26 protein-coding genes and 1 pseudogene are annotated in these 22,957 nt (G+C 70.8%); 13 read left to right on the top strand and 14 right to left on the bottom strand.

Features of this window, described 5'->3' with window-relative positions:
• The first annotated feature begins 1 nt into the window (after window position 1).
• The 4 genes from ACIQU4_RS28305 (at window position 2) to ACIQU4_RS28290 (ending at window position 4,744) form a co-directional block, all read left to right on the top strand.
• The gene (locus ACIQU4_RS28305) at window positions 2–838 is read left to right on the top strand and encodes a hypothetical protein (RefSeq protein ID WP_403736366.1); all 837 of its coding nucleotides are present in this window, start codon (window positions 2–4) and stop codon (window positions 836–838) included.
• 3 nt (window positions 839–841) lie between these two features.
• Window positions 842–2,032 (top strand): peptidase M23, encoded by a 1,191-nt coding sequence (locus ACIQU4_RS28300; protein ID WP_403736363.1) that lies wholly within the window; start codon window positions 842–844, stop codon window positions 2,030–2,032.
• Between the two features lie 117 nt (window positions 2,033–2,149).
• Window positions 2,150–3,433, top strand: a complete 1,284-nt coding sequence (locus tag ACIQU4_RS28295) for an MFS transporter (protein WP_403736360.1) — start codon at window positions 2,150–2,152, stop codon at window positions 3,431–3,433.
• Between the two features lie 60 nt (window positions 3,434–3,493).
• Window positions 3,494–4,744 carry an MFS transporter gene (locus ACIQU4_RS28290; protein ID WP_403736357.1) on the top strand — a complete coding sequence of 417 codons (1,251 nt, stop codon included), beginning with the start codon at window positions 3,494–3,496 and terminating at the stop codon, window positions 4,742–4,744.
• Window positions 4,745–4,815: 71 nt separating this feature from the next.
• Here the strand turns inward: ACIQU4_RS28290 and ACIQU4_RS28285 are convergent, their stop codons facing one another.
• Window positions 4,816–5,391, bottom strand: coding sequence for a DUF6624 domain-containing protein (locus tag ACIQU4_RS28285; RefSeq protein WP_403736354.1), 576 nt, complete (start codon window positions 5,389–5,391; stop codon window positions 4,816–4,818).
• A 1,006-nt stretch (window positions 5,392–6,397) separates the two neighbouring features.
• On the opposite strand from ACIQU4_RS28285, the gene ACIQU4_RS28280 reads away from it, so the two are divergent.
• The 5 genes and pseudogenes from ACIQU4_RS28280 to ACIQU4_RS28260 all read left to right on the top strand — a co-directional run bounded on the left by ACIQU4_RS28280 (window position 6,398) and on the right by ACIQU4_RS28260 (window position 9,755).
• On the top strand, window positions 6,398–7,294 hold the full coding sequence (locus ACIQU4_RS28280) for a hypothetical protein (RefSeq protein WP_403736351.1): 897 nt from the start codon (window positions 6,398–6,400) through the stop codon (window positions 7,292–7,294).
• A gap of 233 nt (window positions 7,295–7,527) precedes the next feature.
• The gene (locus ACIQU4_RS28275; RefSeq protein WP_403736583.1) at window positions 7,528–7,725 is read left to right on the top strand and encodes an SH3 domain-containing protein; all 198 of its coding nucleotides are present in this window, start codon (window positions 7,528–7,530) and stop codon (window positions 7,723–7,725) included.
• A gap of 213 nt (window positions 7,726–7,938) precedes the next feature.
• Window positions 7,939–8,655, top strand: a pseudogene (trpA, locus tag ACIQU4_RS28270) (tryptophan synthase subunit alpha); the annotation flags it as partial.
• 160 nt (window positions 8,656–8,815) lie between these two features.
• The gene (locus tag ACIQU4_RS28265) at window positions 8,816–9,544 is read left to right on the top strand and encodes an HNH endonuclease family protein (RefSeq protein WP_403736349.1); all 729 of its coding nucleotides are present in this window, start codon (window positions 8,816–8,818) and stop codon (window positions 9,542–9,544) included.
• Window positions 9,545–9,557: 13 nt separating this feature from the next.
• Window positions 9,558–9,755, top strand: a complete 198-nt coding sequence (locus tag ACIQU4_RS28260; RefSeq protein ID WP_403736346.1) for a hypothetical protein — start codon at window positions 9,558–9,560, stop codon at window positions 9,753–9,755.
• A 147-nt stretch (window positions 9,756–9,902) separates the two neighbouring features.
• On the opposite strand, the gene ACIQU4_RS28255 is transcribed toward ACIQU4_RS28260, so the two are convergent.
• From ACIQU4_RS28255 to ACIQU4_RS28195, 13 genes are all read right to left on the bottom strand, one after another.
• Window positions 9,903–10,814 carry a hypothetical protein gene (locus ACIQU4_RS28255; protein WP_403736344.1) on the bottom strand — a complete coding sequence of 304 codons (912 nt, stop codon included), beginning with the start codon at window positions 10,812–10,814 and terminating at the stop codon, window positions 9,903–9,905.
• 55 nt (window positions 10,815–10,869) lie between these two features.
• The gene (locus ACIQU4_RS28250; protein WP_403736341.1) at window positions 10,870–11,301 is read right to left on the bottom strand and encodes a hypothetical protein; all 432 of its coding nucleotides are present in this window, start codon (window positions 11,299–11,301) and stop codon (window positions 10,870–10,872) included.
• 140 nt (window positions 11,302–11,441) lie between these two features.
• Window positions 11,442–11,990: a hypothetical protein gene (locus ACIQU4_RS28245; RefSeq protein WP_403736339.1), complete on the bottom strand. Its 549-nt coding sequence runs from the start codon at window positions 11,988–11,990 to the stop codon at window positions 11,442–11,444.
• On the bottom strand, window positions 11,990–12,916 hold the full coding sequence (locus ACIQU4_RS28240) for a hypothetical protein (protein WP_403736337.1): 927 nt from the start codon (window positions 12,914–12,916) through the stop codon (window positions 11,990–11,992). Before ACIQU4_RS28240 ends, ACIQU4_RS28245 begins: the two co-directional genes overlap by 1 nt.
• A gap of 410 nt (window positions 12,917–13,326) precedes the next feature.
• On the bottom strand, window positions 13,327–13,929 hold the full coding sequence (locus ACIQU4_RS28235; RefSeq protein ID WP_403736334.1) for a helix-turn-helix domain-containing protein: 603 nt from the start codon (window positions 13,927–13,929) through the stop codon (window positions 13,327–13,329).
• Window positions 13,926–14,783 carry a GntR family transcriptional regulator gene (locus ACIQU4_RS28230; protein ID WP_403736331.1) on the bottom strand — a complete coding sequence of 286 codons (858 nt, stop codon included), beginning with the start codon at window positions 14,781–14,783 and terminating at the stop codon, window positions 13,926–13,928. Before ACIQU4_RS28230 ends, ACIQU4_RS28235 begins: the two co-directional genes overlap by 4 nt.
• A gap of 14 nt (window positions 14,784–14,797) precedes the next feature.
• Entirely contained in the window at window positions 14,798–15,193 is a 396-nt protein-coding gene (locus ACIQU4_RS28225) for a hypothetical protein (RefSeq protein WP_403736327.1), read from the bottom strand.
• A gap of 54 nt (window positions 15,194–15,247) precedes the next feature.
• On the bottom strand, window positions 15,248–16,015 hold the full coding sequence (locus tag ACIQU4_RS28220; protein ID WP_403736324.1) for a VWA domain-containing protein: 768 nt from the start codon (window positions 16,013–16,015) through the stop codon (window positions 15,248–15,250).
• 71 nt (window positions 16,016–16,086) lie between these two features.
• Complete coding sequence (locus tag ACIQU4_RS28215; RefSeq protein WP_403736322.1) at window positions 16,087–17,175, bottom strand: DUF6884 domain-containing protein; 1,089 nt, start codon at window positions 17,173–17,175, stop codon at window positions 16,087–16,089.
• Between the two features lie 138 nt (window positions 17,176–17,313).
• On the bottom strand, window positions 17,314–17,811 hold the full coding sequence (locus tag ACIQU4_RS28210; protein ID WP_403736319.1) for a hypothetical protein: 498 nt from the start codon (window positions 17,809–17,811) through the stop codon (window positions 17,314–17,316).
• A gap of 31 nt (window positions 17,812–17,842) precedes the next feature.
• Window positions 17,843–18,349 (bottom strand): hypothetical protein, encoded by a 507-nt coding sequence (locus tag ACIQU4_RS28205; RefSeq protein ID WP_403736317.1) that lies wholly within the window; start codon window positions 18,347–18,349, stop codon window positions 17,843–17,845.
• Between the two features lie 631 nt (window positions 18,350–18,980).
• The gene (locus tag ACIQU4_RS28200) at window positions 18,981–19,298 is read right to left on the bottom strand and encodes a hypothetical protein (protein ID WP_403736315.1); all 318 of its coding nucleotides are present in this window, start codon (window positions 19,296–19,298) and stop codon (window positions 18,981–18,983) included.
• Between the two features lie 249 nt (window positions 19,299–19,547).
• Window positions 19,548–19,763, bottom strand: coding sequence for a hypothetical protein (locus ACIQU4_RS28195; RefSeq protein WP_403736313.1), 216 nt, complete (start codon window positions 19,761–19,763; stop codon window positions 19,548–19,550).
• Between the two features lie 280 nt (window positions 19,764–20,043).
• On the opposite strand from ACIQU4_RS28195, the gene ACIQU4_RS28190 reads away from it, so the two are divergent.
• From ACIQU4_RS28190 to ACIQU4_RS28175, 4 genes are all read left to right on the top strand, one after another.
• Window positions 20,044–20,364 (top strand): hypothetical protein, encoded by a 321-nt coding sequence (locus ACIQU4_RS28190; RefSeq protein ID WP_403736311.1) that lies wholly within the window; start codon window positions 20,044–20,046, stop codon window positions 20,362–20,364.
• Between the two features lie 313 nt (window positions 20,365–20,677).
• Entirely contained in the window at window positions 20,678–21,073 is a 396-nt protein-coding gene (locus ACIQU4_RS28185; protein ID WP_403736309.1) for a hypothetical protein, read from the top strand.
• A gap of 162 nt (window positions 21,074–21,235) precedes the next feature.
• Window positions 21,236–22,129, top strand: coding sequence for a TcpD family membrane protein (locus ACIQU4_RS28180; protein ID WP_403736307.1), 894 nt, complete (start codon window positions 21,236–21,238; stop codon window positions 22,127–22,129).
• A complete protein-coding gene (locus tag ACIQU4_RS28175) occupies window positions 22,126–22,941 on the top strand; it encodes a hypothetical protein (RefSeq protein WP_403736304.1) in 816 nt (271 codons plus the stop codon). The genes ACIQU4_RS28180 and ACIQU4_RS28175 overlap by 4 nt, the downstream gene beginning before the upstream one ends.
• The last annotated feature ends 16 nt before the right edge of the window (window positions 22,942–22,957 follow it).

Genomic DNA, 22,957 nt, shown 5'->3' with positions numbered 1-22,957 from the left:
TGTGACGCACGACCAGCACGACGACCAATACGACGACAAGCCAACCACTGCCAGCAAACCCCACGGCCGCCGCCCGGCCGCCACTCCCACGTCAGCGGACGAGTGGCGCGAGCTGCTGCGCAAGGAGGACCTGCCCGACGACATCGCCGAACTTCCGCGCCGCAAGCGCCGCCGCGCAGCCAAGCACTGGCGCTCGGCCCGCCGCCTGGAACGTGAGCAGGCCGTACGGGCAGCCCGCGGGAAGGCACCGGTCACCCTGGCCGTGCCCGCCCTCGCACTCCTACTCGCCGGCGCGGTCGCCGCGGGCACCTGGCTATGGCCCGACCACGAAGAGCGAAAGCCCCACGCCGCGCCGCCGCCGACGGCGAGCGCAGCGGCTCCGGGCGCACCCGAAACCACCACACCGCCGTCGCCCGCCGCCAGCGCCAGCGCCAACATCACCGACCCCGACAAGGCGGCGGAAGGCTTCGCCACCGCGTACAGCACCCGGCTGCTGATGCAGGACGCCACGCACGCTGCAGCCGTCCAGCGCGCAGCCCCGTACGCCTCGGACGCACTGGTCGCCAACCTCAAGAACCACGACGACCGCGACTGGAACAAGCTCGTCGCCGCGCAGGCCCGCGAGGCCAAACCCACCAAGACGGTCATCGCCAAACCCACCGACAAGCAGCGGCCAGCACCCGACACCGACATCCGCATCTGGAGGCAGGCCACCGTCACCGTCGCGGTCACCGGCACCGACGGCTACTCGTACACGCGCGAAATGACCATCGAGGTCTCGCGCGCCGACATCGGCACGCCGTGGATGGTCACTCGTGTCCTGGGCCTCGAGGAGTAGGCCGTGGACGAGAGGGACATCGCGCGCGCCGCACTCCAGGCAACTGGCATCGTCAAGAAGGGTGCCCAGGCGAAGTTTGCCGTCATCGCCATCATCGTCTTCGTCATCGCGCTCCTGGCGATGGGCCTGTTGTTCCCCGCGGGCAAAGCCGGCGCGAACACCTGCGTGGACACCGGCCCCGGTACCGGCGACTCCTCCGTGAATGGAACCGACACCAACCAGACCTCCGGTACGGTCCGCCAGCGCCAGATCGGCTACGCCAAGACCATCGACTCCGTCGCCGAGAAACTCGGCCTGCCAGGCCGGGCCACCCTCATCGCCCTGATGGTCGCGATGCAGGAATCCGGCGTGGACAACTTGGATCATGGCGATCGCGACTCGGTCGGCCTTTTCCAGCAGCGGCCCTCCGCCGACTGGGGCACCGTCGCGCAGATCCGGACTCCCGCGTTCGCTGCCGAGTCCTTCTTCGTAGGCCGCGGTACCAATCCGGGCCTGGTCGATATGAAGGGCTGGGAAAGCAAGCCCATGGGCGAGGTCGCCGCCGATATTCAAAAGCCCGACGAGCGCTACCGCCACCTGTACGCCGGCCACGAGACCGCGATGCGCAACCTCGCCAAGGACGCGGGCATCAACCTCGAACGCGGCGGGAGCGCCACCGGCAACCGCGGCACCGCCTCACCGTCTACGGACGCACCCATCGACACCCGGAACAGCAACTGTGGAAACGGCACGGGCAACGGCGGTGGCAAGGGCAGCGGCGGAGGCACGTTCAGCGACGGCAAGCAGACCTGGACCCTGAACAACCCACGCTCGGTTGCCGAGGCGATCCAGTGGGCTAAGGACCACGCAGGCTCCCGCTCCACCAACGAGTGGTACCAGCGCTGTCTGGCCTACACCTCCATCGTCTACGGCTGGTCGTTCTCCGGCGTCGACTACGCCATCGACCATTACAGCGTCGTGCCCAAGAACATGCAGCACGACGGCGACCGCAACCCGCCGCCGGGTGCCCTCCTGTACTGGGACACCGGACACCGAGCCGGCCACATCGCGGTCTACCTCGGCAACAACCAGGTCGCCTCGAACGACATTTTACGCAAGGGCTACATCGACATCGTCCCCGCAGAGATGTTCGAGACCAAGTGGGGTGCCAAGTACATCGGCTGGACCCCGCCGGTCTTCCCCAAGGCCGGATAACGCGGCGCGTCTGCCCGGCCGCCCGCACCGCGGCCGGGCACCAGTCGCTCTTCACCCCCACCCCCACCCCTCACCGCCGTTGCCGTGCAGCGGCACGTACCGAAGCAAGGACCGGCCATGACCACCAGCGCCGCCCCGGCCACCCGCACCCCGGACACCAGAACCACCACCTACGGCGACGTCCTGCGCACGGCGTACGTGCTCCGGCTCTTGACCGGCGCCGTCGTCGGCCACCTCCCGGTCGCCATGGCCCCCCTGGCCATCCTGCTCGCCGTCCGGGCGGCCGGCGGCACGATGCACCAAGCTGGTCTCCTGGCCGCCGCGTACGGCCTGACCGCGGCCATCGGCCAGCCCCTGTGGGGCCGGATGCTCGACCGCCGCGGCCACGTCCTGACCCTCACCCTCACCGCCACCGTCTCCACGGCCGCCTTCTCCGCGCTGTCCGGCATGAACCCGGTGACCTCCTCGGCTGCCGTTGCCGCCATCACCGCGCTGGCCGGCCTGTTCACCCCGCCGCTGGAAGCCGCCCTGCGCGTGCTGTGGCCAGCCGTCGTCCCTCGGCCCGGGCAGCAGCGCGCCGCCCTTGCCCTCGACGCCTGCGCGCAAGAGGTGGTCTTCATCGCTGGACCGCTGCTGGTTCTCGCCCTCGACGCCGCCGGCGGATCCGGACTCGTCCTGGGCGCCACGACGTTCCTCGGCCTGTTCGGAACCCTGTTGTTCGCCACCGCCCGCCCCTCCCGGGAGCACCAGCCCGCACCCACCACGCGCCCCGACTGGCTCGGGCCGCTGCGCGCCCCCGGGCCGCGCATCCTGGCCGCCGCGCTCCTGGGCGCCGGCGTCGCCCTCGGTGCCCTCAACGTCACGGCCCTGGCCCTGGCCGAACGACACCACACCCCCGCGCTGTCCACCCTCATCCCCGCCGCGCTCGCCGTCGGCAGCCTCACCGGCGGCCTCCTCTACGGCCGCCGCGCCTGGCCCGGCTCCCCTGCCGGCCAGCTTCTCGGTGCCGCCACGGGCCTGTTCATCGGACTGCTGCCCACCCTCACCGTTTCCGGCCCGATCGGCGCCGTGACCAGCGCGCTGCTGCCCGGGGTGTTCCTGGCCCCGCTGCTCGTCGCCTGCTTCGCCAGCCTCGACCACCTCGCCCCCCGAGGCACCCTCGGTGAAGCCTCCGCATGGCTGATCGCCTGTCTCGGCCTCGGACAGGCCGCCGGAACCGCGCTGGCCGGAGCCGCCGGAGATGACGGCCCGCTGGGCCCGGCCGCCGTCGCAGTAACCGGCGCCGCGTTCGCGGCCCTCGTCCTTGCCGCCACCCGCCGCCGCCTCGCCCAGCACGCCCACACCCCCGCCCTGGCCACCACCGCCGAGGACACCGACCGGGAGTGCGTGCGTGCCCGCTGATCGCAGTCCCGCCCGTCCCGACGTACAGCCCCTCACCGAAAGACCGAGCACGAGGTGACCGTGACCGACCGCACCCCCACGACCTACAGCGACGTCCTGGGCACCCGACACGTCGCCCGCCTTCTGATCGGCACCCTCGTGGGCCGACTCCCCAACGCCATGGCCCCGATCGCCATCGTGCTCCTCGTCACCACCGCAGCGCACGGGTCTCTGGCCTTCGCCGGAGCCCTGAGCGCGCTGTACGTCCTGAACTCGGCGCTCTCCCAGCCGGTCAAGGCCAGCCTTCTGGCCCGCTACGGCCAAACCCGCATCTCCAGCCCCGCCGCCTGCATCAACGCCGCCTGCCTGCTCGCCCTAGCCGCCACCGGCTCCGGCGCGCACCCCGCCCTCGTGACGGCCCTCGTCGCCGTGGCCGGACTGTGCACCCCGCCGCTCGAAGCCGGCCTGCGCGCCCTATGGCCAGCCATCTTGCGCACCCCCGACCAGCGGCGAGCAGCCCTCGCCCTCGACACCGGCGCCCAGGGCAGCCTCTTCGTCACCGGCCCGCTGATCGCCGCATGCCTCGCCAGCGCGTACGGACCGCCCACCGCCCTCATAGCCACCGCAGCCCTGGGACTCGCCGGCTCGGCGGTCGTCCTGACCGCTGCCCCCTCCCGCACCTGGCGGGCAGAGCCGCCGAACGGGACCTCCGGCACCCGCAGCCCTCTGCGCAACGGGGGCCTGCGCCTGCTCTTCCTCGGCTTGGCCGGCATCGGCTTCGGCGTGGGCGCCATGAACGTGTGGGCCGTCACGATGGCCGACACCCACCACATGGATCTGCTCACCGGCTTGATCCCCGGCGCCTTCTTCGCCGGCTCCTTCCTCGGCGGGCTCGCCTACGGGCGCCGCACCTGGCCCGGCTCAACTACAGCCCAACTCCTCGCCGGAGCCGCCGCCTTCACCACCGCATGGCTGCCGATCCTGACGCTGCCCGGGCCATACGCGGCGAGCGCCCTGGCCGTGCTGCCCGGCCTGTTCCTCCCCGTTGTCATCGCCTCGTCCTACCTGACCGCGGACACCCTCGTCCCGGCCGGCGCCCGCCCGGGCACCTACGCCTGGCTCATCCTCAGCTACGGCGTAGGGACCTCCGCCGGTACCGCGACCGCGGGACTTCTCGCCGGCCAGCCCCTTGCCGGGGCTGCACTGCCCGCCATCGCATCGGCAGCCGCAGTCGTGGTCCTGGCCGCCGCACGATCGCGCCTCCGCCCCGGCGCACCGGCCATCCACGGGCAAACGACGTCGCGGTACGGCCCCGTGCCCAGCGAGCGATGACCACACCCGGCGGGCGCGGTCCGACTGCGCAGGGCCCGTCATGCAGGAGCGTGTGGCGGGGACAACCCGCGTTACGGCAGCCGGGCGAGCCGCTCGGCGTAGTCCTCCAGGGAGTCCAGTCCCACCCAGGAGCGGAACTCGTCGACCCGGGCCAGCTCCTGCAACGGGGCCGACTCGAGGGCGCCGCCAGGCTGGCGGTGGAACTGGGAGCCGAACCACTGCGGCTGGCCCGCGGCGCACGCGAGCTGGTCCTCCAGCAGGGCCAGGTGCTGAGGGTCGGCTTCGCCAGCCGTGACCGCCCGTCCCAGCAGGTCAGCACACCGCGCCTGAAGCTCTCGGTCATGGTCGGCGTGCTGGACCAGCAACCACAGAGCCTGGACGCCGTCCGCGCCGGTCAAAGACCGACCGGGGAAGCCACGGCCGTCTGCCAGGAGATCCTTCACCCACGCGGTGTTGGCCGCGTCGATAGCCCGCCACTGCGCACGGTGCTCGGGTGTAACCCGCACGTCCGCAGCAACCGTCCGCACGGCCTGGTCCCGCTCCATCCGTTCCAGCAACGCGAGGCGAAGTCCGGGCTCACCCGCCCGGGCAGGCTGGAAGGCCGTCGCGAGCTCCGGTACGAGGGAGAAGAGGTAGGCGGCCAACACCTGCGTGTCCCTTGGCAGGTCCAGGCCCGTGAGGTCGTCCCGGGTGACCCACCGGAAGGGGGTTCGGGTGGAGTGCGGACCTGGAACGGCCGCAGGGCAAACCCGACATACAGGTGGTTGGAGTGCACATGGTTCCGCGCACCGGCCATCGGACGAAGCCGGGAGTGACACGGCCCACCACGGAGCTGGCCCGTCACCAGAAGCAGGGATCTCCGGATGCGGGTAGTCCGGCGGCAGGATCGCCTGCGGAAGGCGGGACACCAGATGACCGGACCGTCCCGACCCCGCGGCGACCTCGCGCAACGCCGCCTCGGCGACATTCTCACCCCGCTCGACATGCCCGCCGAGGACCACGTGTCCTTCCAGACGCGGATGAGCGATCACACTCAGCCGCCAGCCGTCGGCGAACCGCGCGTACATGTACGTACTGGACGTGTTGTGTGCCCTCGCGGTCTCAACTCCTGTTCTGTAAAGGGGATCTGGGCCTCTGAGTGCCGATGTTCCCGTGCGGAAGGAGCCGACCGCCAGGGCGCCCGCAGCCGCAGGAGCCCGATGGGCGGTGCTGGCACCCCTGATCCCCGGCGGATTTGTGCTGTGGGATCGCCGCCGAGCGACGAGGCCGAGCAGGCAGTCGGCGAGTGTGACCAGGCCGTGTAGTTGGCACCGCTGCACGATCCTGACCAGCGGCAATGCCAACTGGATCGCCGAGCCGGAGCTCCGAATAAGCAGTCTTGTTGGCACTTACGTACATATCCCGGTCCGCCCGTAGGGGCCTCAGGCGCTTGACCTGGGCCTTGGCCGGATGTCCGTGACCTTGATGCCAACAAGCCTGCCCATGTGCCAGCAAGAACGTCTTGTCGCAACGAGGCGCTGGAGGGGCGCCGTGAGTCGGCGGACTTTATCCACAGGCCCGCGCTCAGAGGATGAACGAGCACCGCGCACCTGGGCCGTCCGCCCAAGTTCCGCAGGTGTGACCTGCATTCCCTTTTGGAGGCTGAACCCTTTCATGCGCAAGACCAGACTCAGCGTTCTGCGCCGTGTTGCTGCGACGGCGGTCGTCGTCGCAGCGACGGGCGCGATCGCGTCCCCGAGCGCCTTCGCTGCTGGCACCGAGCCGAATCCCAAGCCGACCGTGTCCGCGCCGGACATCCCGTCCAAGGGCACGGTCACGGACCCGGCGAAGGACGGCGACAAGCCCCCGGTCACCGAGCCCGGTCCCAACCCACCGGACCCGCAGAAGCCCGACCCGGGCACCGATCCGGGGACGGACCCCGGTACGGATCCGGGCACCGATCCCGGCAAGCCGGACCCGGGCAAGCCGGACCCGGGCAAGCCGGACCCGGAGAAGCCGGACCCGGGCAAGCCGGACCCGGAGAAGCCGGACCCGGGCAAGCCGGACCCGGGCAAGCCCGATCCGGGGAAGCCGGACCCGGAGAAGCCGGACCCGGGCAAGCCCGACCCGGGCAAGCCGGACCCGGGCAAGCCGGACCCGGGGAAGCCGGACCCGGGGAAGCCGGACCCGGGGAAGCCGGACCCGGGGAAGCCGGACCCGGGGAAGCCCGATCCGGGCAAGCCCGATCCGGAGAAGCCGGAGGACCCGGGTGCGGATCCCAGCCCGACGCCGACCCCCAACCCGGGCAAGGACACGGGTAGCGGTTCGGGCGGCAACTCCTCGGACAAGGGCTCGTCCAACGGATCCGGATCGTCGAACCAGGCCAGCGAAAAGGGGGCCGTGAGCGTCACCCCGGTGGCCTCGGGAAGCCTGGCGCACACCGGCGCCGACGGCAACACCGTCATGGGCTTCGCGGCCGGCGGGCTCGTCGCAGCGGGCCTGGGCGCCCTGGGCATCGCGGGCTACGGCAAGCACCGCACGGCGCGCAAGTCCCGCCCTGACGCGGCCTGATCTCGCACTGCATCACCCCGGGCTGGGGCCAGCTGGCGCCGGCCCGGGGAGGTGCCGACCACCACGCGAAACCCTCAGGAGGCATGTCGATGCGTCTACGACGCGCAGCGGTCCCCGCGGTGGTAGCCGTTGCCCTCGCCGTCCCGGTCCTGACAGCGCCCGCTGCCAGCGCCGCTCCGGCGACGACTTCGGCCGCCTCCATCCGTCCGTGAGACCGCCCCGGGCCGTGGGAAATCCATGCCAACGCGGTCAACCTGCGGAGCAAGCCGACCACCAGCTCCAAGGCCGTGGGTGTCCTCTACAAATCCCACAAGTTCAAGGTGCACTCCACCTCCGGAAACTGGGTGAACCTCACGGACACCACGACCAGTGTCCCCGGCTGGGCCAGCCAGACCTACGTCTACCGGGACGTCTACATGTGCCTCGACTGACTCGCCCCGTCATCGGCGCGATTCAGATCGCGGCCAGCCCGTCCAGCGCGCCGCACCGAGCCATCGGCCCGGTGCGGCACCGGCTGGGCCGATCACGCCTCCATGCCACGACGGTGCGGGCTGTACCCGCGCCCGCTCAGTACTGCTCCAGCGCAGGCCGCCCAACGGCACCCAGGCCGCTGTTGAGCCTTCGCTCGGTGAAAGGGGGGCACCGTGCCCCAGCCCACTTACGCCGCCACCCAACTCACCCGGCGACTGGAAGGCAACACCCCGGCCCTCGGAGCGTTCCTACCGGCCGGCTTTCCCGACCGCTCCTCATGCGTCGACCTCCTGCACGCCCTGGTCCAGTACGGCGCGGACATCCTCGAGATCGGGGTCCCGGTCGCCGCCCCTTCCCTGGACGGTCCCTCGATCACGGCCGCCTACCGGCAGTCCCTCGCCCAGGGCACCCACATGATCGATGTGCTCGCCACCATCCGCCAAGCCGCTGAAGCGGGCGCCCCGGTGGTGGTCATGAGCTACTGGCAGGCCGTTGTCGACCACGGCATCGAGCGCTTCGCCTACGAACTGGCCGAGGCAGGAGCCGCTGGCGCGATGGTCCCCGACCTGCCCGTGAACAAGGCGAAGCCGCCCTGGCTGGAGGCGGCCGGCTGGGCGGGCATCCACGTCCCGCAGTTCGCACCGCGCACCGCCGACGACGCACAGCTGAACCGCATCGTGGGCGCAGCCTCGGGCTGGATCTACGCGCCCGCCGTCCACGCGGCCACCGGGTACGAGGGGACCCTTGACGTAAGGGCGTTCGACCGGTTCACCGAACGGCTGCGCGCCGTCACCCAGCAGCCCGTCGTCGCCGGGATCGGCATCTCCACCCCCGCGCACGCACGCCAGGTCGCCCCCTACGCCGACGGCGTCGTGGTGGGAACACCCCTCATCCGCCCCCTGCTCACCCGAAGGGATCCGCCCAGACCACGGCCCTCGTCGGAGCGTTCGCCGAGGCGCTGCGTACTCCCACGGCACCCTGCGCCGCGTAGATGCCGCCACCGGGGCGCCCGTGCGCGCCGCTCGCACCGAGAAGAGAGACACCGCTCTGTTGAACTCCAGCCCTCGCTCCGCCGCAGCCGTGTTGCTCCTGGCGGCGGCGCTCACCAGCTGCTCCACTGGACCCGATTCCAGCGCCTCCCCGGCCGACAACGCCCCAGCCGCCGCGACCACCGACGCCGGCAGCGCGCTGGCCGCCCTCCCGGTCAAGGCCCAGAAGAACGGATACGACCGGACGGCCAAGTTCGGGACCGCCTGGTCGGACGACAGCACGGCCCCAGGGGCGAAGAATTCGTGTGACACCCGCAACGACGTCCTTCGACGCGACCTGACCACGGCCACCTTCAAGGACTCCTCGAAGTGCGTCGTCGCCACGGGAACCCTGACCGATCCCTACACCGCGACGACGATCCGCTTCGAACGCGGACCACGCTCCGCCGAGGTCCAGATCGACCACGTCGTCGCCCTCTCGGCCAGCTGGACCTCGGGCGCCGCCCAACTGCCTCAGACACAACGTGAAGCTCTAGCCAACGACCCCTTGAACCTCCTGGCGGTCTCGGGCGCAGCCAACCAGCAGAAGTCGGACAGCGACGCCGCCGCCTGGCTCCCGGCTAACACGGGCTTCCGGTGTGCGTACGTGGCCCGGCAGATCGCGGTGAAGGCCAAGTACAACCTGTGGGTCACGCCCGACGAACGCGACGCCATGACCCGGGTGCTCTCCACCTGCCCCGCCCAGCAGCTGCCCACCGACGCCTCCCGCGGCGTCGCCCTGTCGACGTAACGAAGGACCACCGATGGCCCTGCCCCCGCGCCAGATCGACCCCCGGCGCCGCCTGGCCCCGCCGCGGCAGCGCCGCGCGCCCCAGTCCCCGCAGCCGCCGACGGCACGGGAGGACATCTTCCTCGAGCCCCGGTACGCACCCGACATCCAGCACCTCATCGACGAGGAACAGGACACCGAACCAGCGCCCCGCCGATCCGTCCGGCGCTGACCGGCGCCTCGATGCCCGGTCCGGCCGCCCGTGGCAGCCTGCCTCCCGCTCGCCCGGGCCCTGCGCGACAGCACGGCAGCCACGTCCGCTTCCGCCGCCTGATCGGCTCGGGCCGCCGGCTACCCGGCGGCCCGAGCCACTGCCTGCCTACAGCGGGGCGACCGAGAATCCAGGGGACCCGGGGCGGGGGTGGACCGAGTGCGTCGCCGTGAAGGGGCGCGGGCACACCGCGCAGGTGGTGAATGCGTGCGAGTCCGGGTGACGGCAGTCGGCTTCGTGGCACACGGCGCACCGGGTGACGGCGGCCGTCACGCCGGGGACGTCGATGATGAGGAGGTCGCCGTCGTCCGGCGGCAGGAGGTCGGCCAGCGCCATCTCGACCTGACCCGAGGTGTCGTCGAGATCGACGCCCTCGGTCACCGTCCCGTCCACGTGGTGGACGTCGGCGAAGGAACTCCAGTAATCGCCGTTCTCATGGTCCCAGCTGGCCTTGAACACGACGCGCGAGACGGGGGACGCGCTGTCGAACGGCTCCTCCTCCCGCAGCGCGGGCAGCGCCGCGACAGCGAATTCCGACAGGCGCTTCCAGGCCCGTTCGTGACAGATAGCCCGCACGACGAACTGGATGCCGAGCAGCAACTTGTCGTCGAGTCCGAGCAGGAACGGGCGCGGGCTGTGCGGATCGAACACCGGGCCGGGCGCCTCCTGGGCGTTCTCCTTTTCGTCCTCGGCGGACGAAGGCGGGGCGCAGCCCGGGCTGAGCGCCACGACGAGGGTGTCACCAAACTTCGGCGCGATGAAGTCGGTCAGATCATCCAGTTCGTCGCCCACGGCCCCGGTGAGGTCGTCGGCCAGCTCGGTCCGGTCCCCGGTGCGCAGCAGGGCGCCGTCGGCGGCCCAGGCGAGACCTTCGATGTGCTCGTGCTCTTCGGTGATGCGGAAGTCCACCGCGTCGGGGACGGCCCCGCTGGGCGTGAAGTGCTGGATGAGGGCGGTGCGCAGGTCCCCGAGCATGTTCGGCGGGTACACGGACTGCTCGGCGGTGACGGTGTGGGTCAAGTGGGCGGCTCCTTCGAGGAGGGAACGGGGGACGGGCGGCCAGGCGTGGCGGCGGTCAGCGGGGGAGGGCGATGGTCAGCTCGTCGCACCAGTGGGGGGTCTCCCACTCGCTGAGCTCGGTGAGGGCCTCGGCGACGTCGCTGCCGTCGAAGTCGCAGTACGGCTCGGTGCGGCCGCCGAAGTGGAGGACGCCCCAGTCGCTCCACTCGTGGGCCTCGTTCTGGTTGGTGTAGGTGAAGGTCACGGCGTCGGGCCGGGGCCGGCCGTTCTCGGTGAACCACTCGGCCAGCGCCGTGCGCAGCGTGGTGAGGAGCGCGTCGGGGATCGGCCCGTACGTACCGGGCACGCGGTCGCCGATAGGGCGGCCGTCGCGGTCATAGCCGCAGTCGGTGCAGCGCTGCTGGTTGCGCGGCATGGCGAGGTGGCAGTCGGTGTTGCGGCACTTCCACAGCACCTTGGCCCGGTAGGCGACGTCGCGGATGATCACGTCCTCCTCGTCGGTGGCCGCGTTCAGCAGTTCGGAGAGGTCGAGGTCAAGCAGGGGGTTCTCCTCGGGTCCGGAGGCAGGGCGGCGCGGCGCCGGGGCCTGACGGCCCCGGTGCGAGGTGAAGGGGGAGAGAGCGGCTGTCAGCCGGTTTCGAGGACTTCGCCGGGGCGCAGGTAGCGTCCGGTGTCGATGCGGTGCTGGCGGGAGACGGAGGACTCGGTGTCGTAGTCGCCGTAGGACCCGGTGGAGGTGTCGCAGCCGCAGATGCACGGCGGCATCGGCTCGCCCTGCCCGGCCTGGGTCAGGTGGCAGCCGCCGCACTGGTCGCTGTCACCGGAGTTGGTGAAGGCACAAGCACAGACCCAGGTGTCGCAGGAGGCGCACAGCGCGGTGAACTCGGCCTCGTCCTGGGTCAGCGGCGCGTTGCACGTCTCGCACTGGCCGGGGGGCCAGGTGAAGCCCAGCTTCTCCAGCTGCCACTGAACGGTGTCGAGGAAGTCGCCGCCGGACAGGTCCGGATGGGCCAGCTCCTCCAGGACGACGCGCGTGGCCGCCATCGGGTTGGGGACGCGGGAGCGGGAGGCCACGGCGTCGGCGGCATCGATCAGGAGGCGGGCCGCGTGGTCGCCGAGAGCGAGCAGTGCGCGGACGGCGCGGTCGCGTACGGGCCCGAGACGGAAAGTGCGCATCAGACGGACACCTCCGCTGCGTCGGCGGCGAGGCTGTCCAGGAGCGGCTGAACGAAGGTCCGGGCGACGGCCACGTCCCGGTCGCGCCAGGTGGGGGCGTTGTCGATCAACTTCCACAGCGCGTCGGTCATGGGAACGAGGTCGTGCTCGGGGCTGTCGTCGATGTCCGTGGGGTCGTTGACGCCGTCGATGTCGATCAGGGCGCCGTCGGGACGTACGGCAACGACGTGGCCGATCTGGCAGATGCACACATCGTCCGCGACCTGGTTACCCATGCCGCAGTTGTCGTAGGTGTCGTCGCACTCGGGGTGGATGACCGCTGCCGTCGGCCAGCCGGTGGCCCCGGCGAGGGCGGTGGCGAAGGCGTGGCACTGACCGTTGTTGAACAGCGCGCGGGCGGCGTCATCGAGACGGCTGGGCGTCACCTCGTACGTCGTGCTGTTGGCGCCGAGCACGGTGACGGTGCGGTCCGTGGGAAGTCCGAATGCCTCGGTCAGGCGCTTCATGAAGTCCTGCAGGTGCTCGTCGGCCTCCAGCGCCTGTTCCTTCTCCCGCTCCTCGTATTCGTCGAGGTAGCCCTCGGTGATGCCTTCGATGTCGCAGAACTCCTTCAGCCCGTTGTGGTGGCGGGCGGTGAGCGTGCGGTGTTCGGCGAGGATCTCGTGGACGACGGTGCGCGGTGCGCGGGTGGATGCGGCCGCCGGGCCGCAGAGGTTGACCAGGCTGGCCATGACGGTGGAGAGCATCTCGGCGGCTTCGACGCTCTGGTCGAAGCGGGCTTCGTCGTAGTCGCGCAGGTGCTCGTAGGAGACGTCGCCGTCGGGGCTGAAGAAGGGGGCGAGGCGGTCCTCGTGGCGGCGGGCCATAGTGTGGAACTCGGCGATGAGGGGGTGCAGTTCGCTGGTGAGGACGATGGTTTCGGTCAAGCGGGTGTCCTTCCTGACGGGGACAGGGCAGCGGCGCGCTCGGCAGCCTTGGGTGAAGGGCTGGCGTGGCCGGGTAGGCGGCGCCGGGCAGCCGTGGGGTACGGCTGCAGCGACGGATCGTCGCGGTGCGGGGGGAGTGGAACCTCACCCCTTTTGACAATTATAAGTATACATCATTTGGGCGTATTTTACCAGGTCAGATGGGGTCTGGTGGGGTGTCGTGATGAGGAGCTCGGACGGCGCCGGATGTCAGAAAGTCCGGCACCGCCGGATAGCTGGCGCGTTGAGGGCGGGCGCACGACAAGGGCCCGCGGCGAACGCAAATGCGTTCGCCGCGGGCCCTGGAAGTGGTCGCGGAGGAGACACCCGCTGGTGAGCCGCCGGCAGCGGCTCGAGCCGGGCCTGTGTCGTCAGCCGTTGTCGGCGGGCGCCTCGGCCTCGGCGGACTCGTTCGCGCCCTCGGCCGGCTGCATGCGCGCCTGGCGTTGGGCCAGGGTGCGGTAGGGCGCAAATGTCTCCGCGAAGTAGTACGGGCGGGACATCTCGTCGTGGCCGTCCGGCAGCGGGAAGGAGAACTGGCCGGGGCTCGCGTTCATGTACGTCTTGATCGTGTTCTCCGCGAGGCCCGTGCTCTCGGCCACGTGGTTCTTGTAGTAGCGCCGGCGCCGGCCTGGACCGGGGTCGAGGGTCGGCTTGGCCGGCACCCAGGGTCCGCGCTTGCGCTCTTCGAAGCGCTCCTTGATCTCGGGGACCAGGTTGCCGTACTCGTCCATGATGCCGACTGCCTGGCAGTAGGCGACGTAGACGCTCCTCGGATAACGCGGCGTCCTCTCCTCCGCCTCCGGCACGTCGACGTTCATGGCCTTGGCCACGGCCTTGAGCGGGGAGAGCGGGGTGTACGCCTTCTTGAGGTCCTCCCCTGCTGGTGCGCGGTGCCATCGCTGGACGGTCTGGCGCGGCACGCCGATTTCGGCCGCCCAATCGCTCAGGGACATGAGGTTGCTGGAGGTCACGGATTAGTTCCTGTCTTCTTCGAGCTCGGGGTTGAGGTTACGGCAGTGGTGTCCCCCTCAAGGGACGCGTCGGTGCGCCCGGCGGCGGCCAGGGCGTGAGGGACCATGGTTTCGCCGCCAGGGCCTTCGACGAGCAGTCCGCGGTCCTTGAGGCTGCGGACAGCCTGCTGGGCACTGGCGAGGGTGTACCCGTGCTGCTTGGCCAGCGCGCGGGCGGAGGGAAAGCGGGTTCCGGGCGGGTAAGCGCTCTCCTCGAGCAGCTCGGCCAGCCGCTGCGCCAGGCGCCGGTAGGCGGCCGTGCCGGCATGTGACGTCGCGCAGGCGGCCAGCCCGGGGGCAGCTGTGGTCGCAGGGAGGTCCAGGCCCGGGAGCTGCTGCTCCTCCACCGGCGGGAGGGATGCGACGGCGAAGCCGCGCCCGGTCTTGACGATGAGCCCGTCACGGATCAGTTCGGCCTGGGCGAGTTCGACGGTCTTGAGCCCGACGGTGTAGTCCGCGGCGAGCTTGCGCTGGGTGGGGAGCATCTGGCCGGGCCGGAGGTAGTTGGCACGGATCTGCTCGCGGAGCAGCTCGGCCAGCCGGACGTGGACCTTGCGGGTATCGGGCGAGACCCGGGCCGAGACCCGTGTCTCCTCCTCACGCCACTCCTGCCCGTGGTGGAGGACCACCGCGTACTGCGCGGTCGGCGAAGGGCCGCCGGCCTGGGTGCGGGCGTAGGCGTTGTTGCGCGCGGCCGCGGTGACCAGGGCAGCGTCACGGCTGGGTCGTTCGAGGACCTCTCCGGAGCCGGAGAGCCACACCGCCCAGGGTTGCTCGGCGGGTCCCAGCAGGAGGGTGTCGGCGAGATGGTGCATAGAGGTCGTCCCGTTCAGCGGAGCACGAAGGCGAGGTCGTGGCAGAGGCAGTCCGGGTGGTTGCACGGTAGCCGGTCGTCCTCGGTCATGTGGCGCGTGTGGAGTGTGTCGGAGTGCCCGCACGTACAGGCCGCCCCGTGTAGGTGGCCGGCTTCCTGGCGCCGTGCGTCGCGTTCGGCGAGTGCTGCGCAGCGGTCGTGCTCGGCCTCGGCTTCGTGGAGCAACAGCTGAAGGCCCGCTTCATCAAGCGGGCCCCCTAGTTCGCTGGTATCGATCAGGGCTAGTGCCTGGCCGACGGCCGGTTCGCTCTGGATGTACTGCAGAAGGTGGCGCAGGCCCGCGGCGGTCGTGCCGGCGCGCAGCTGCTGCTGGGCGTAGGTCGGTGCGGGGTCGGGGCGGCCGCTCGTCATGGACGTGTCCTCGAAGCCGGGGGCCGGCCGCCGAGCGGCCGGCCCGAGTACAGGTCAGTGCTGCTGCGTGCTGGCGCCGCGGGTTGCCTGGAGCCAGCTCTTGAACTGGCCCGTGATGCCGTCGTACAGGGCCTCGTCGGCCACGGTGCGCGGGTCCAGGGCGTGGAAGTGGCTCGCGTTGTCGACCCGCCGGCCCTCGAGTCTGTCGAGCTTGGTCAGGAAGCTGACGTTGGTGCCGTATCCGACGAACGCCCAGAAGATGTCCTCCTCTTCCGAGGCGGTGCGCAGGATGTTCTCGGTGAGGGTGCGGTTGTCGGGGTTGCCGTCGGACTGGAAGACCACCAGGGCCGGGATGCCCTTGGCGGCGGCGTCTGAGGCGTGGTGGAGCTTGATCACGTAGTCCATCGCCCGGTCGTAGTACGTCCGGCCCATGTGGCCGAGCGCCTTGTGCTTCGCCTGGATGCGGCCGGCGTAGTCGCTCACGCTGACCTCGGTGGTGCCGTCGATGTCGGTGGAGAAGAACACCACCGGCACCGTGCCGTCGTCGTCCAGGTTCCGGGACAGGCCCAGGACCTGCTCGGCGAGGTACTGGACGGTGCCGTCCTCGTAGAACTGGCGCATGGAGCCGGACCGGTCCAGGACCAGGTAGACGGCGGCCTGCTGGTCTTCGAGCCCGTGCTTGGTCAGGCTGATGGCGGCCTTCTTGGTCAGGTCCGCCACGGAGGAACGCATGGCCGGGGCCGCGGCCGCCGGCGCGAGGCCGGCCGGGGCCGGCAGGGCAACGGTCTGGGTCTGGGCGCGGGAGAAGATCTTCGTGAGCATGTGTCTCGCTTGCTGTCGGCGGGCCCGTGCAAGGGCCCGGTGAGGGAAGGAGTCGAAGGTCGGCGCCTGGCTCAGGCTGCTTCGGCGGGCCAGCTGACCTGCACGGTGGCCTGGTGGAGGGCGTCGTCGACGGCGCGCTGCAGGGCCTCGAAGCCCTCGTCGTCGAGACCGGCGGTGTCGGGCGTGCCCGAGATGGCTTCGCCGATGGACATGAAGTCGATGTCGCGGGTGTGGTCGAGGAGGATCTGGGTGGCCAGGCGCCGCACGGCTACGGTGTCGGGGGCGTACGTCACGGTTCCTCCAGAGGGTTGGTCCGCCGCTGCGGTGCCTGTGTCGAGGGTGGTCGGCCGGGCCTGTGGACAAAGTCCGGGACCGCTGCCGGCCGTCCTCGGGCCCGCGCCGTACCGGACGGCGAAGTAGGAGAGGTGGTCGCCGATGCCGCGGGCACCGGCGAGGGGGTGGTGAAGGTCGGGCCAGACATGGCGGGCGATCTCGGCGTACTGCTTGCCGGCCAGGACGGTGGTCCGGCAGCCGCTGACCGCCAGGTGATGCGCCTGCCGACGCAGGCCCGCGGCAGTGACCGTGCCGGCCTGTCCAGCCTTCAGGTCGTAGTCGAGGATCCGGTCCTCCAGCCGCAGCAACCCGTACTTCGCCGAGAGGATCAGCGGACGGCTCTCCTCGCCGCACAGGGCGAAGGCGGCCTTGCGGGCGGCGAGGTGATAGCTGCCTGTGTACATCTCGCCCGCCGGCGCCACGGCTTGGCCGCTCTTGCGCATCGAACAGGGCACGACGATCAGCCGCGGACGCGGAGTCGCCGCCGCCCGGATCCTGCCGGCGGCGCTCAGCACCCACCGCGCAGCCAGTGCGAGGCCGGGGTCGTACGTCCCGTCCGGGGCGATCGGCTCGATCAGTCCGAGGTGCTCGAGGATTTGCAGGTCCTCTTCGACGGCCGCGGCCGGGACGTGCCCGGCCGGGTGGACCAGGGCGGTGCGCAGCGCGGCCCGCTGTCCCCAGCTCAGGTCCGCGCTAGGCCCGGGCCGGAAGAGCTGGTGCCGGCCGAGCGCCTTCCCCGGGGCGCATGTGCCCTGTTCCGGTTCAACCGGCCCGTAGGACGGGGTGGCGGAGGCGCCGGGGGAGCGCCGCTGCGGTGTATGGGGCATGGCTGTGCTCCTTACGGGCGCGCGAGGAAGGAGTGCCGGGCCGGTGGGATGACGGCGGGGCGCAGGATGCGGAAGGAGGCGCCGATCCCAACCGTCGACACATATAAGTATATGGCTGGGCGTTCGGGTCGGCAACCTTCATCCGGCGGGCAGGTCGCCGAGGGCGGCTTCCCGGCTCCGCGTCGTGCTCGCGCAGCGCAGGATGAGCGCCGTGGCCGGGTCCGGTATGCCGGGCTGCCCCTGGCCAAACCGCTCGTCCATCTCGGAGAGCAGAGCGCGTACTTCATGGCTCGACTCCAGCCGAATGGCGCCGTAGGAAGGGACCTGGAAGTACTCCCCGCTCTCGGCGCGGACGGCCCACGCCGCGGGGCTGGAGCCGATAGGCAGCTCCGCGTGTGAAATGGGCCAGCGCAGGGTCTCGGTCACGTACTCCGTGATCACGACCCGGCAGGTCCCGGTGCGCTGGCTCTCCAGGGCGAACGCCTCCCGGACCAGGTCCGGGCGGTCCATGCGGTGCGTCGTGTGCAGATGGACTTCGCGGTCGCCGACCTGCTGGAACACCGAGAGCGACCACCGGACCTGACGGGAGGCCAGAACTGTGTCGACGGTGCGGTCCTCAGGGGCGGACAGGCTCACGGAACTCCTTCCAGCAGGGGCAGGACGGCGATCAGCGGGCTACGGACATGGCGGCCAGGTGCCGATCGGCCCAGCGGGTGCAGGGGACACAGGACGAGCCGGCGAACCCGGCGGGACGCGGCCGGGGCGAGGAACCCCGAGGGCAGCTACGCACCACGGCATCCAGCGCCCGGTAGAACTCCTCGACGCTGGCGTCCAGGTCGCGGTCGGCCGGGAAGTGCACTGCGGCGACGCACGCCTCGACGCCGTCGTCCACGCCGTGCTGCCTGATCTTCAACGGGTGTGGAGCGAGCACCCAGCCCTCCGACATCGACGGCACTTCGTCGATCGCGAGGACGCCGGCGATCGCGCACACCCGCACCTGGCGTGCGAGTTCGCGGTGCTGACCGGCCAGGAGCTTGCGGCCCTCGGGGGTGGAGAGGGCCTGGCCCTGTCCGCCTTCGGCCTCTCGTGCCAGCTGGTCGAGTTCGGCGGCCACTGGCCACAGGGCGACAGGCGTTTGCAGGAAGTCCGGGGGCAACTGGGCGTAGCGGTACACGGAGCTCCTCAAGGTGGGACGACGAAGGGAGTGGGGCGCGGCCCGGGCGATCGATGACGCCCGGGTGCGCGGCCCGAGTGGATGACGTCGCCGAGCGGCGAGCTCGACGGGCCGTCGAGGTTCAGGGCTCGCCGTGCGGGGCCGAGCGGGCTGGGACGTCTGCCCGTTCGTCACGGCCTACCAGCACGGGGAACGGGGGAGAGGGCCAAGGTGCGCTCCGCAGCAACGTCCCTGAACAACAGGTCCTGGCAGGAGCGGCTGACCTTGAGGTGACCGGCCCTGACACGCGGACCTGGGCGGAGACCCTGACATGCACCCGCGCAGTGTTCACACAGGCCGACGGTTGTCTTCCCGTAGCAGTCCGAGCAGCGCACGTCCCGGTCCAGACCCAGGAAATGCCCGCGATGCGGGAGCGTGGTCAGGCGGTGGCAGGTGCGGCAGCTGTACCAGCCGAGGTGGTTCAGCCCCCCTTCGGTGATCGTGTACCGCCTGCTGGCGCTGGTCCTGGTGGCCATGTGCCGCTCGACGAGGGTGTCGAGGATCCGCTCGGTCTCGCAGGGAGATCCGATCTGCCAGTCGCAGCCGCGTTCCCAGGTTCCGCAGTTGCGGCTGGCGAGGTTGTTCAGGGCGATCATCTGGTTTCGGCCGAGGGGGCGCTGGGGCAACTGGCCTCCGGGGACGAGGGGGCGGCGGTGCAGGCCGGGCAGTGCTGGGCGACGGCGGGGACCGGGCCCGAGCACACCGGGCAGAAGGTGCCGTCGTCCTCGGTGGCGTAGCGCTCGGCGCGCTCGAGCCCGTACTCCCAGTCGATGTTTTCCAGGGCTGCCCAGATGATCAGGTCGGCGATGAGGTCGGCGAAGCTGGTCTCGTGGTCCTCCGCAGCAGGGTGCCCTTCGGCGATGTACTGCTCGATGGCCAGGCGGCCGCGGGTGGCTGAGGCGTAGTCCATGCAGCTCCGGGGAACGGGCGGCATCAGCCGCAGCGGTTGGGGTGTATGGCGGGGTGCAGGAGGGGGTGGCGGCTCGATCGGGCCGGTCCACCGGTCCACGCAGGGCCGTCTGGTCGGCTCCGAGTTGGAAGGGGCGCTGGCCGTTCCGTCGGCCCTGCGGCGGGACGCGGCGTCAGAGGTGCAGTTCTTGGGTGCCCGTCGGATCGGCGGTGAGGGTGCCGGGCCATGATGCCCGGCACCCGGCCGGGATCAGGGGCAGGTCGCGCAGCAACGGTCGTCACCGTAGTCGGGAGTGGGGCGCAGGTTCCGCAGGCGCTGGCCGAGGTTGGCCAGCTCGCCGTCCAGGGCGAACTCCGCGCGGGTGTCGCCCTTGGCGCGCGCCCGGGAGCTCTCGTCGCGGATCTCGGCCATGCGGGCCTTGATGGCGTCGATGGTCTCGGTTGCCTTGTTGGTGGTCTGGTTCATCGTCAGGCCCTCCCGCCGTCTTGATGACACATATAAGTATATATGAATGCCTGGTGGCGGTCAATGGGGGTCGAGTTGCTGGGTCGATCAACTGCGCTGTACGTGCTGCCGCTTGATCGGCGCCGATCAAGGTTATACACTTCTAATTGTCAACGGGGTTGAGTTCCGGCGGTCTATCTGGGCGCCCATCTCCCCCAGCGCGGCCCCTGCCGGCCGCGCCCCCATGCCTTGTGACGCGCGCAGCCTCGCGCCGTCCCGCTGACCTCGCCCCAGGAGCACGATGACCAGCAAGACCAGCAAGACCAACAGGAACGCCCGGCAGTCCGTGTGGATCGTCGGCGTGCACGCCGACGGCACCGAATGCCCGCTGTCCGGGTCCCCGCACGGACAGGCCCGATGCTGCGAGCAGGGCGGCCCGCGAGTCCGCGTGCGGTGCGACCTGTGCCGCAAGTCCATTCCCGCCGTCAACCGCCTGGACGCCGTGGAGACCAAGGCGATCCACGCCGCGCTCCACGAACGCACCCTGACCTTCCGCTACATCGTCGACGACGGCGACGGCCCGAAGGTGATCCGCCAGACCCGCACCCTCGTCGCCGCCTGAGCAGAACGCCTCGGGTTCGCCCTCGCCCGGCCGAGCTTGGCCACCGGCGCCACCGTGCCCAGACAACGGCTGTGCAATGCGCGGCCTCTGTCCACAGCGCACGGGCCACACGGTGGTCACACACCCAGCACCGCCTGCACAAGGAACCCATCACGGCCGGTCCGCGCCGATCCTCGGCCCCTGGCCTCCCCCGAACTGAGAAGAGTCACCCATGCAGCCTGCCGCTGACCGGATCGTGCTCGCGAGTGTGGCTGTCGCCGCATCGGTAGTCCTGACGGCCTGCGGTGGTCCTGGCGCTCTTGAGCACGGAGTCGTGAAGGACAAGCGGGGACACGCTGAGTACACCACCACGGAGTACCGGGATGTCTACCGCGAGACCAACTGCCGCAACGTCACCACCAGTGCCTTCACGCTGTCGTCCGTGAGCAAGCCCGGGCCGAGCGGAAGCCGCAGCGGCAGCGGCAGCAGCCGGGGAGGCGGCGGCAGCAAGGGGAGCCAGCCCAAGGCCCCGGACCTGAAGAAGAGCGACGGCAAGACCAGCAAGGGCGGCACTCGCCGGGTCTGCGACCGCACGCTCGAACGCCGTGAGCCGTACCCCCACAACCACCCAGCGGTGTGGGAGCTGGAGTTGGAGGACGGAGGGCGAACCGCCTGGATCCCCGTCTCCAAGGAGACCTGGGACGAGACCAAGATCGGCGACCGGATCTGATCCGGACCCCGGCGTTCACACACCGACCCTGACCGGTACGGCGGGAGGACTGCCTCCCGCCGTACGGGCCAGATCGCCGAACTCTGTCCACAGGCCCGCAGCGCCAATGTCGTCCTGAGCGTCCGGGCATGGCGCTGACGACACCTGCGAAGGGCAGCACCCGTGTACGACGAGATCCACTACCTCCTCACCGTCCTGAGCTCCATCGCCCTGCTCTGGATCGTGTGGCGCGCCTTCGCCTTCGTGATGAGGGATGAATGGGGCTCCGCGGTCTCGATGCTGATCGGCGGCGCCGTCGTGTCCGTGTTCGTGTACGCGCCGGAGCAGATCACCACCTGGCTGAGAGCAGCTGCCGATGTCATGACAGACACGGAGACCGCCCGACCCACCCAGGGCACCCCCCCACCGGCCCCTCGCCCCGAAGCCAACGACGACGGACTGAACGTCCCCTGGGACACCGTCGTGATCGCGGCCCTCGTCGCGGCCGCCGTCGTCGGACTCACGGCCGGCGGCCGGTACCTGCACCGCCGCCGGACCACCCTGCGTAAGCGCCGCTCCGACCTGGAACAGCGCCACGACGTCGTTCTCGACTTGTACGCCGACTTCGCCACGGACATCCTGGCGGTCCTCGACCGCCCCGCCCTGGCGGATGTCACCGTGCCGGAGACCGAGCGCCTCATCCATGCCCTCGACGCCGCCCGCGACACCCGCACCTACGCCGACTCCGAGTCCGACTATCGTGCTGCGGTGGGGAAGCTGGAGATCGCCTGGGAGTCAGCCGACCGTCGCGCCCGAAAGCAGGGGACCACCCTGCTGCCGGTCCCGGAGCAGCGTGCCGTGCAGCAAGCTCGCCTGCTGCTCGCCACTGCCCTCGACGAGCACGGAAACAGCCACGAGCGCCAGCTCGCCTACCGGCGCGCCATGCAGCTGATCGAAGGCATCATCGACGTGCCCAGGGAAGCCGCCGCGGAACTGGCCTGCATCACTCGGCTCAGCCTGCCGCCCCAGGAAAGCCCCCAGACCGTGACCCTGACGAAGACGAAGGACCGCACGTGAGCTTCATCCAGTTCCAAGACCAGCACGGCACCGCCCGGCTCCGGGGGCCCGAGCGGCACCAACTGCTCAACCTCGTCCACGACACCACCGCCACCCTGCTCCTGGGCAGCGGTGCAGCGGAACGCGCTCACGCCCTCTACGACTTGCTGCCCAGCGACCACGAACTCCGCGAGCTCCCCGCGCCGAACGGTCGGCATACCGCGGCCTGGCAGCGGCAGTACGTCCAGGATGTACGGAGCATCTTCAACGACCCCCTGGTGACCTACCGGGGAGAGGACCTCGCTCTGTCGTCGATGCTGCTCAACACGGCCATGGCCCTCGGAGGTGACGCGGTCAGGCTCGCCGCGCGCCTGCACGGGCAGTGCGAGATCAACTGCTGGATCGACGGTCCGAACCGGGCCTGGCTCGCCGACGTCGTCCAAGGAGGTCTGGACGACGGATCGTTCCGTTCCGGGGTCGGCTGGGACGGCGTGGCCGACCTGCTGCGCGAGCGCGACGACCATCCGGTCGTCATGTCCTTCGCCGACACCTTCCCCAACGTCTGGAGCGCCCGCGGCGCGGAAATCGGCGCTTCGGACGCCGACGAACTCGTCGAGGTGTGGGAGGCTCTCCCCGCGTCGGAGCAGTGGCGACTCGCCCTCCAGGCGCTGAAGGCCCGGCCCGACGACGGGCTGGAGATCCGACCCAACTGGACCTCGTACCGCTTCGGCCACGAGGTGTCATTCCTCGACATCCTCGCCGAGGACCGCACCGAACGCCTCGACCGCGCACTCGGCCTTGCCCCGCACGCCAACGAGACCGCCCGGGGCTGACACCAGCTGTACCGGT

This window comes from Streptomyces sp. NPDC090741, assembly GCF_044769045.1.
Classification (GTDB): Bacteria; Actinomycetota; Actinomycetes; order Streptomycetales; family Streptomycetaceae; genus Streptomyces.
The sequence above is the reverse complement of the archived record's forward strand: the minus strand, read 5'-3'. Positions and strand labels throughout refer to the sequence as shown.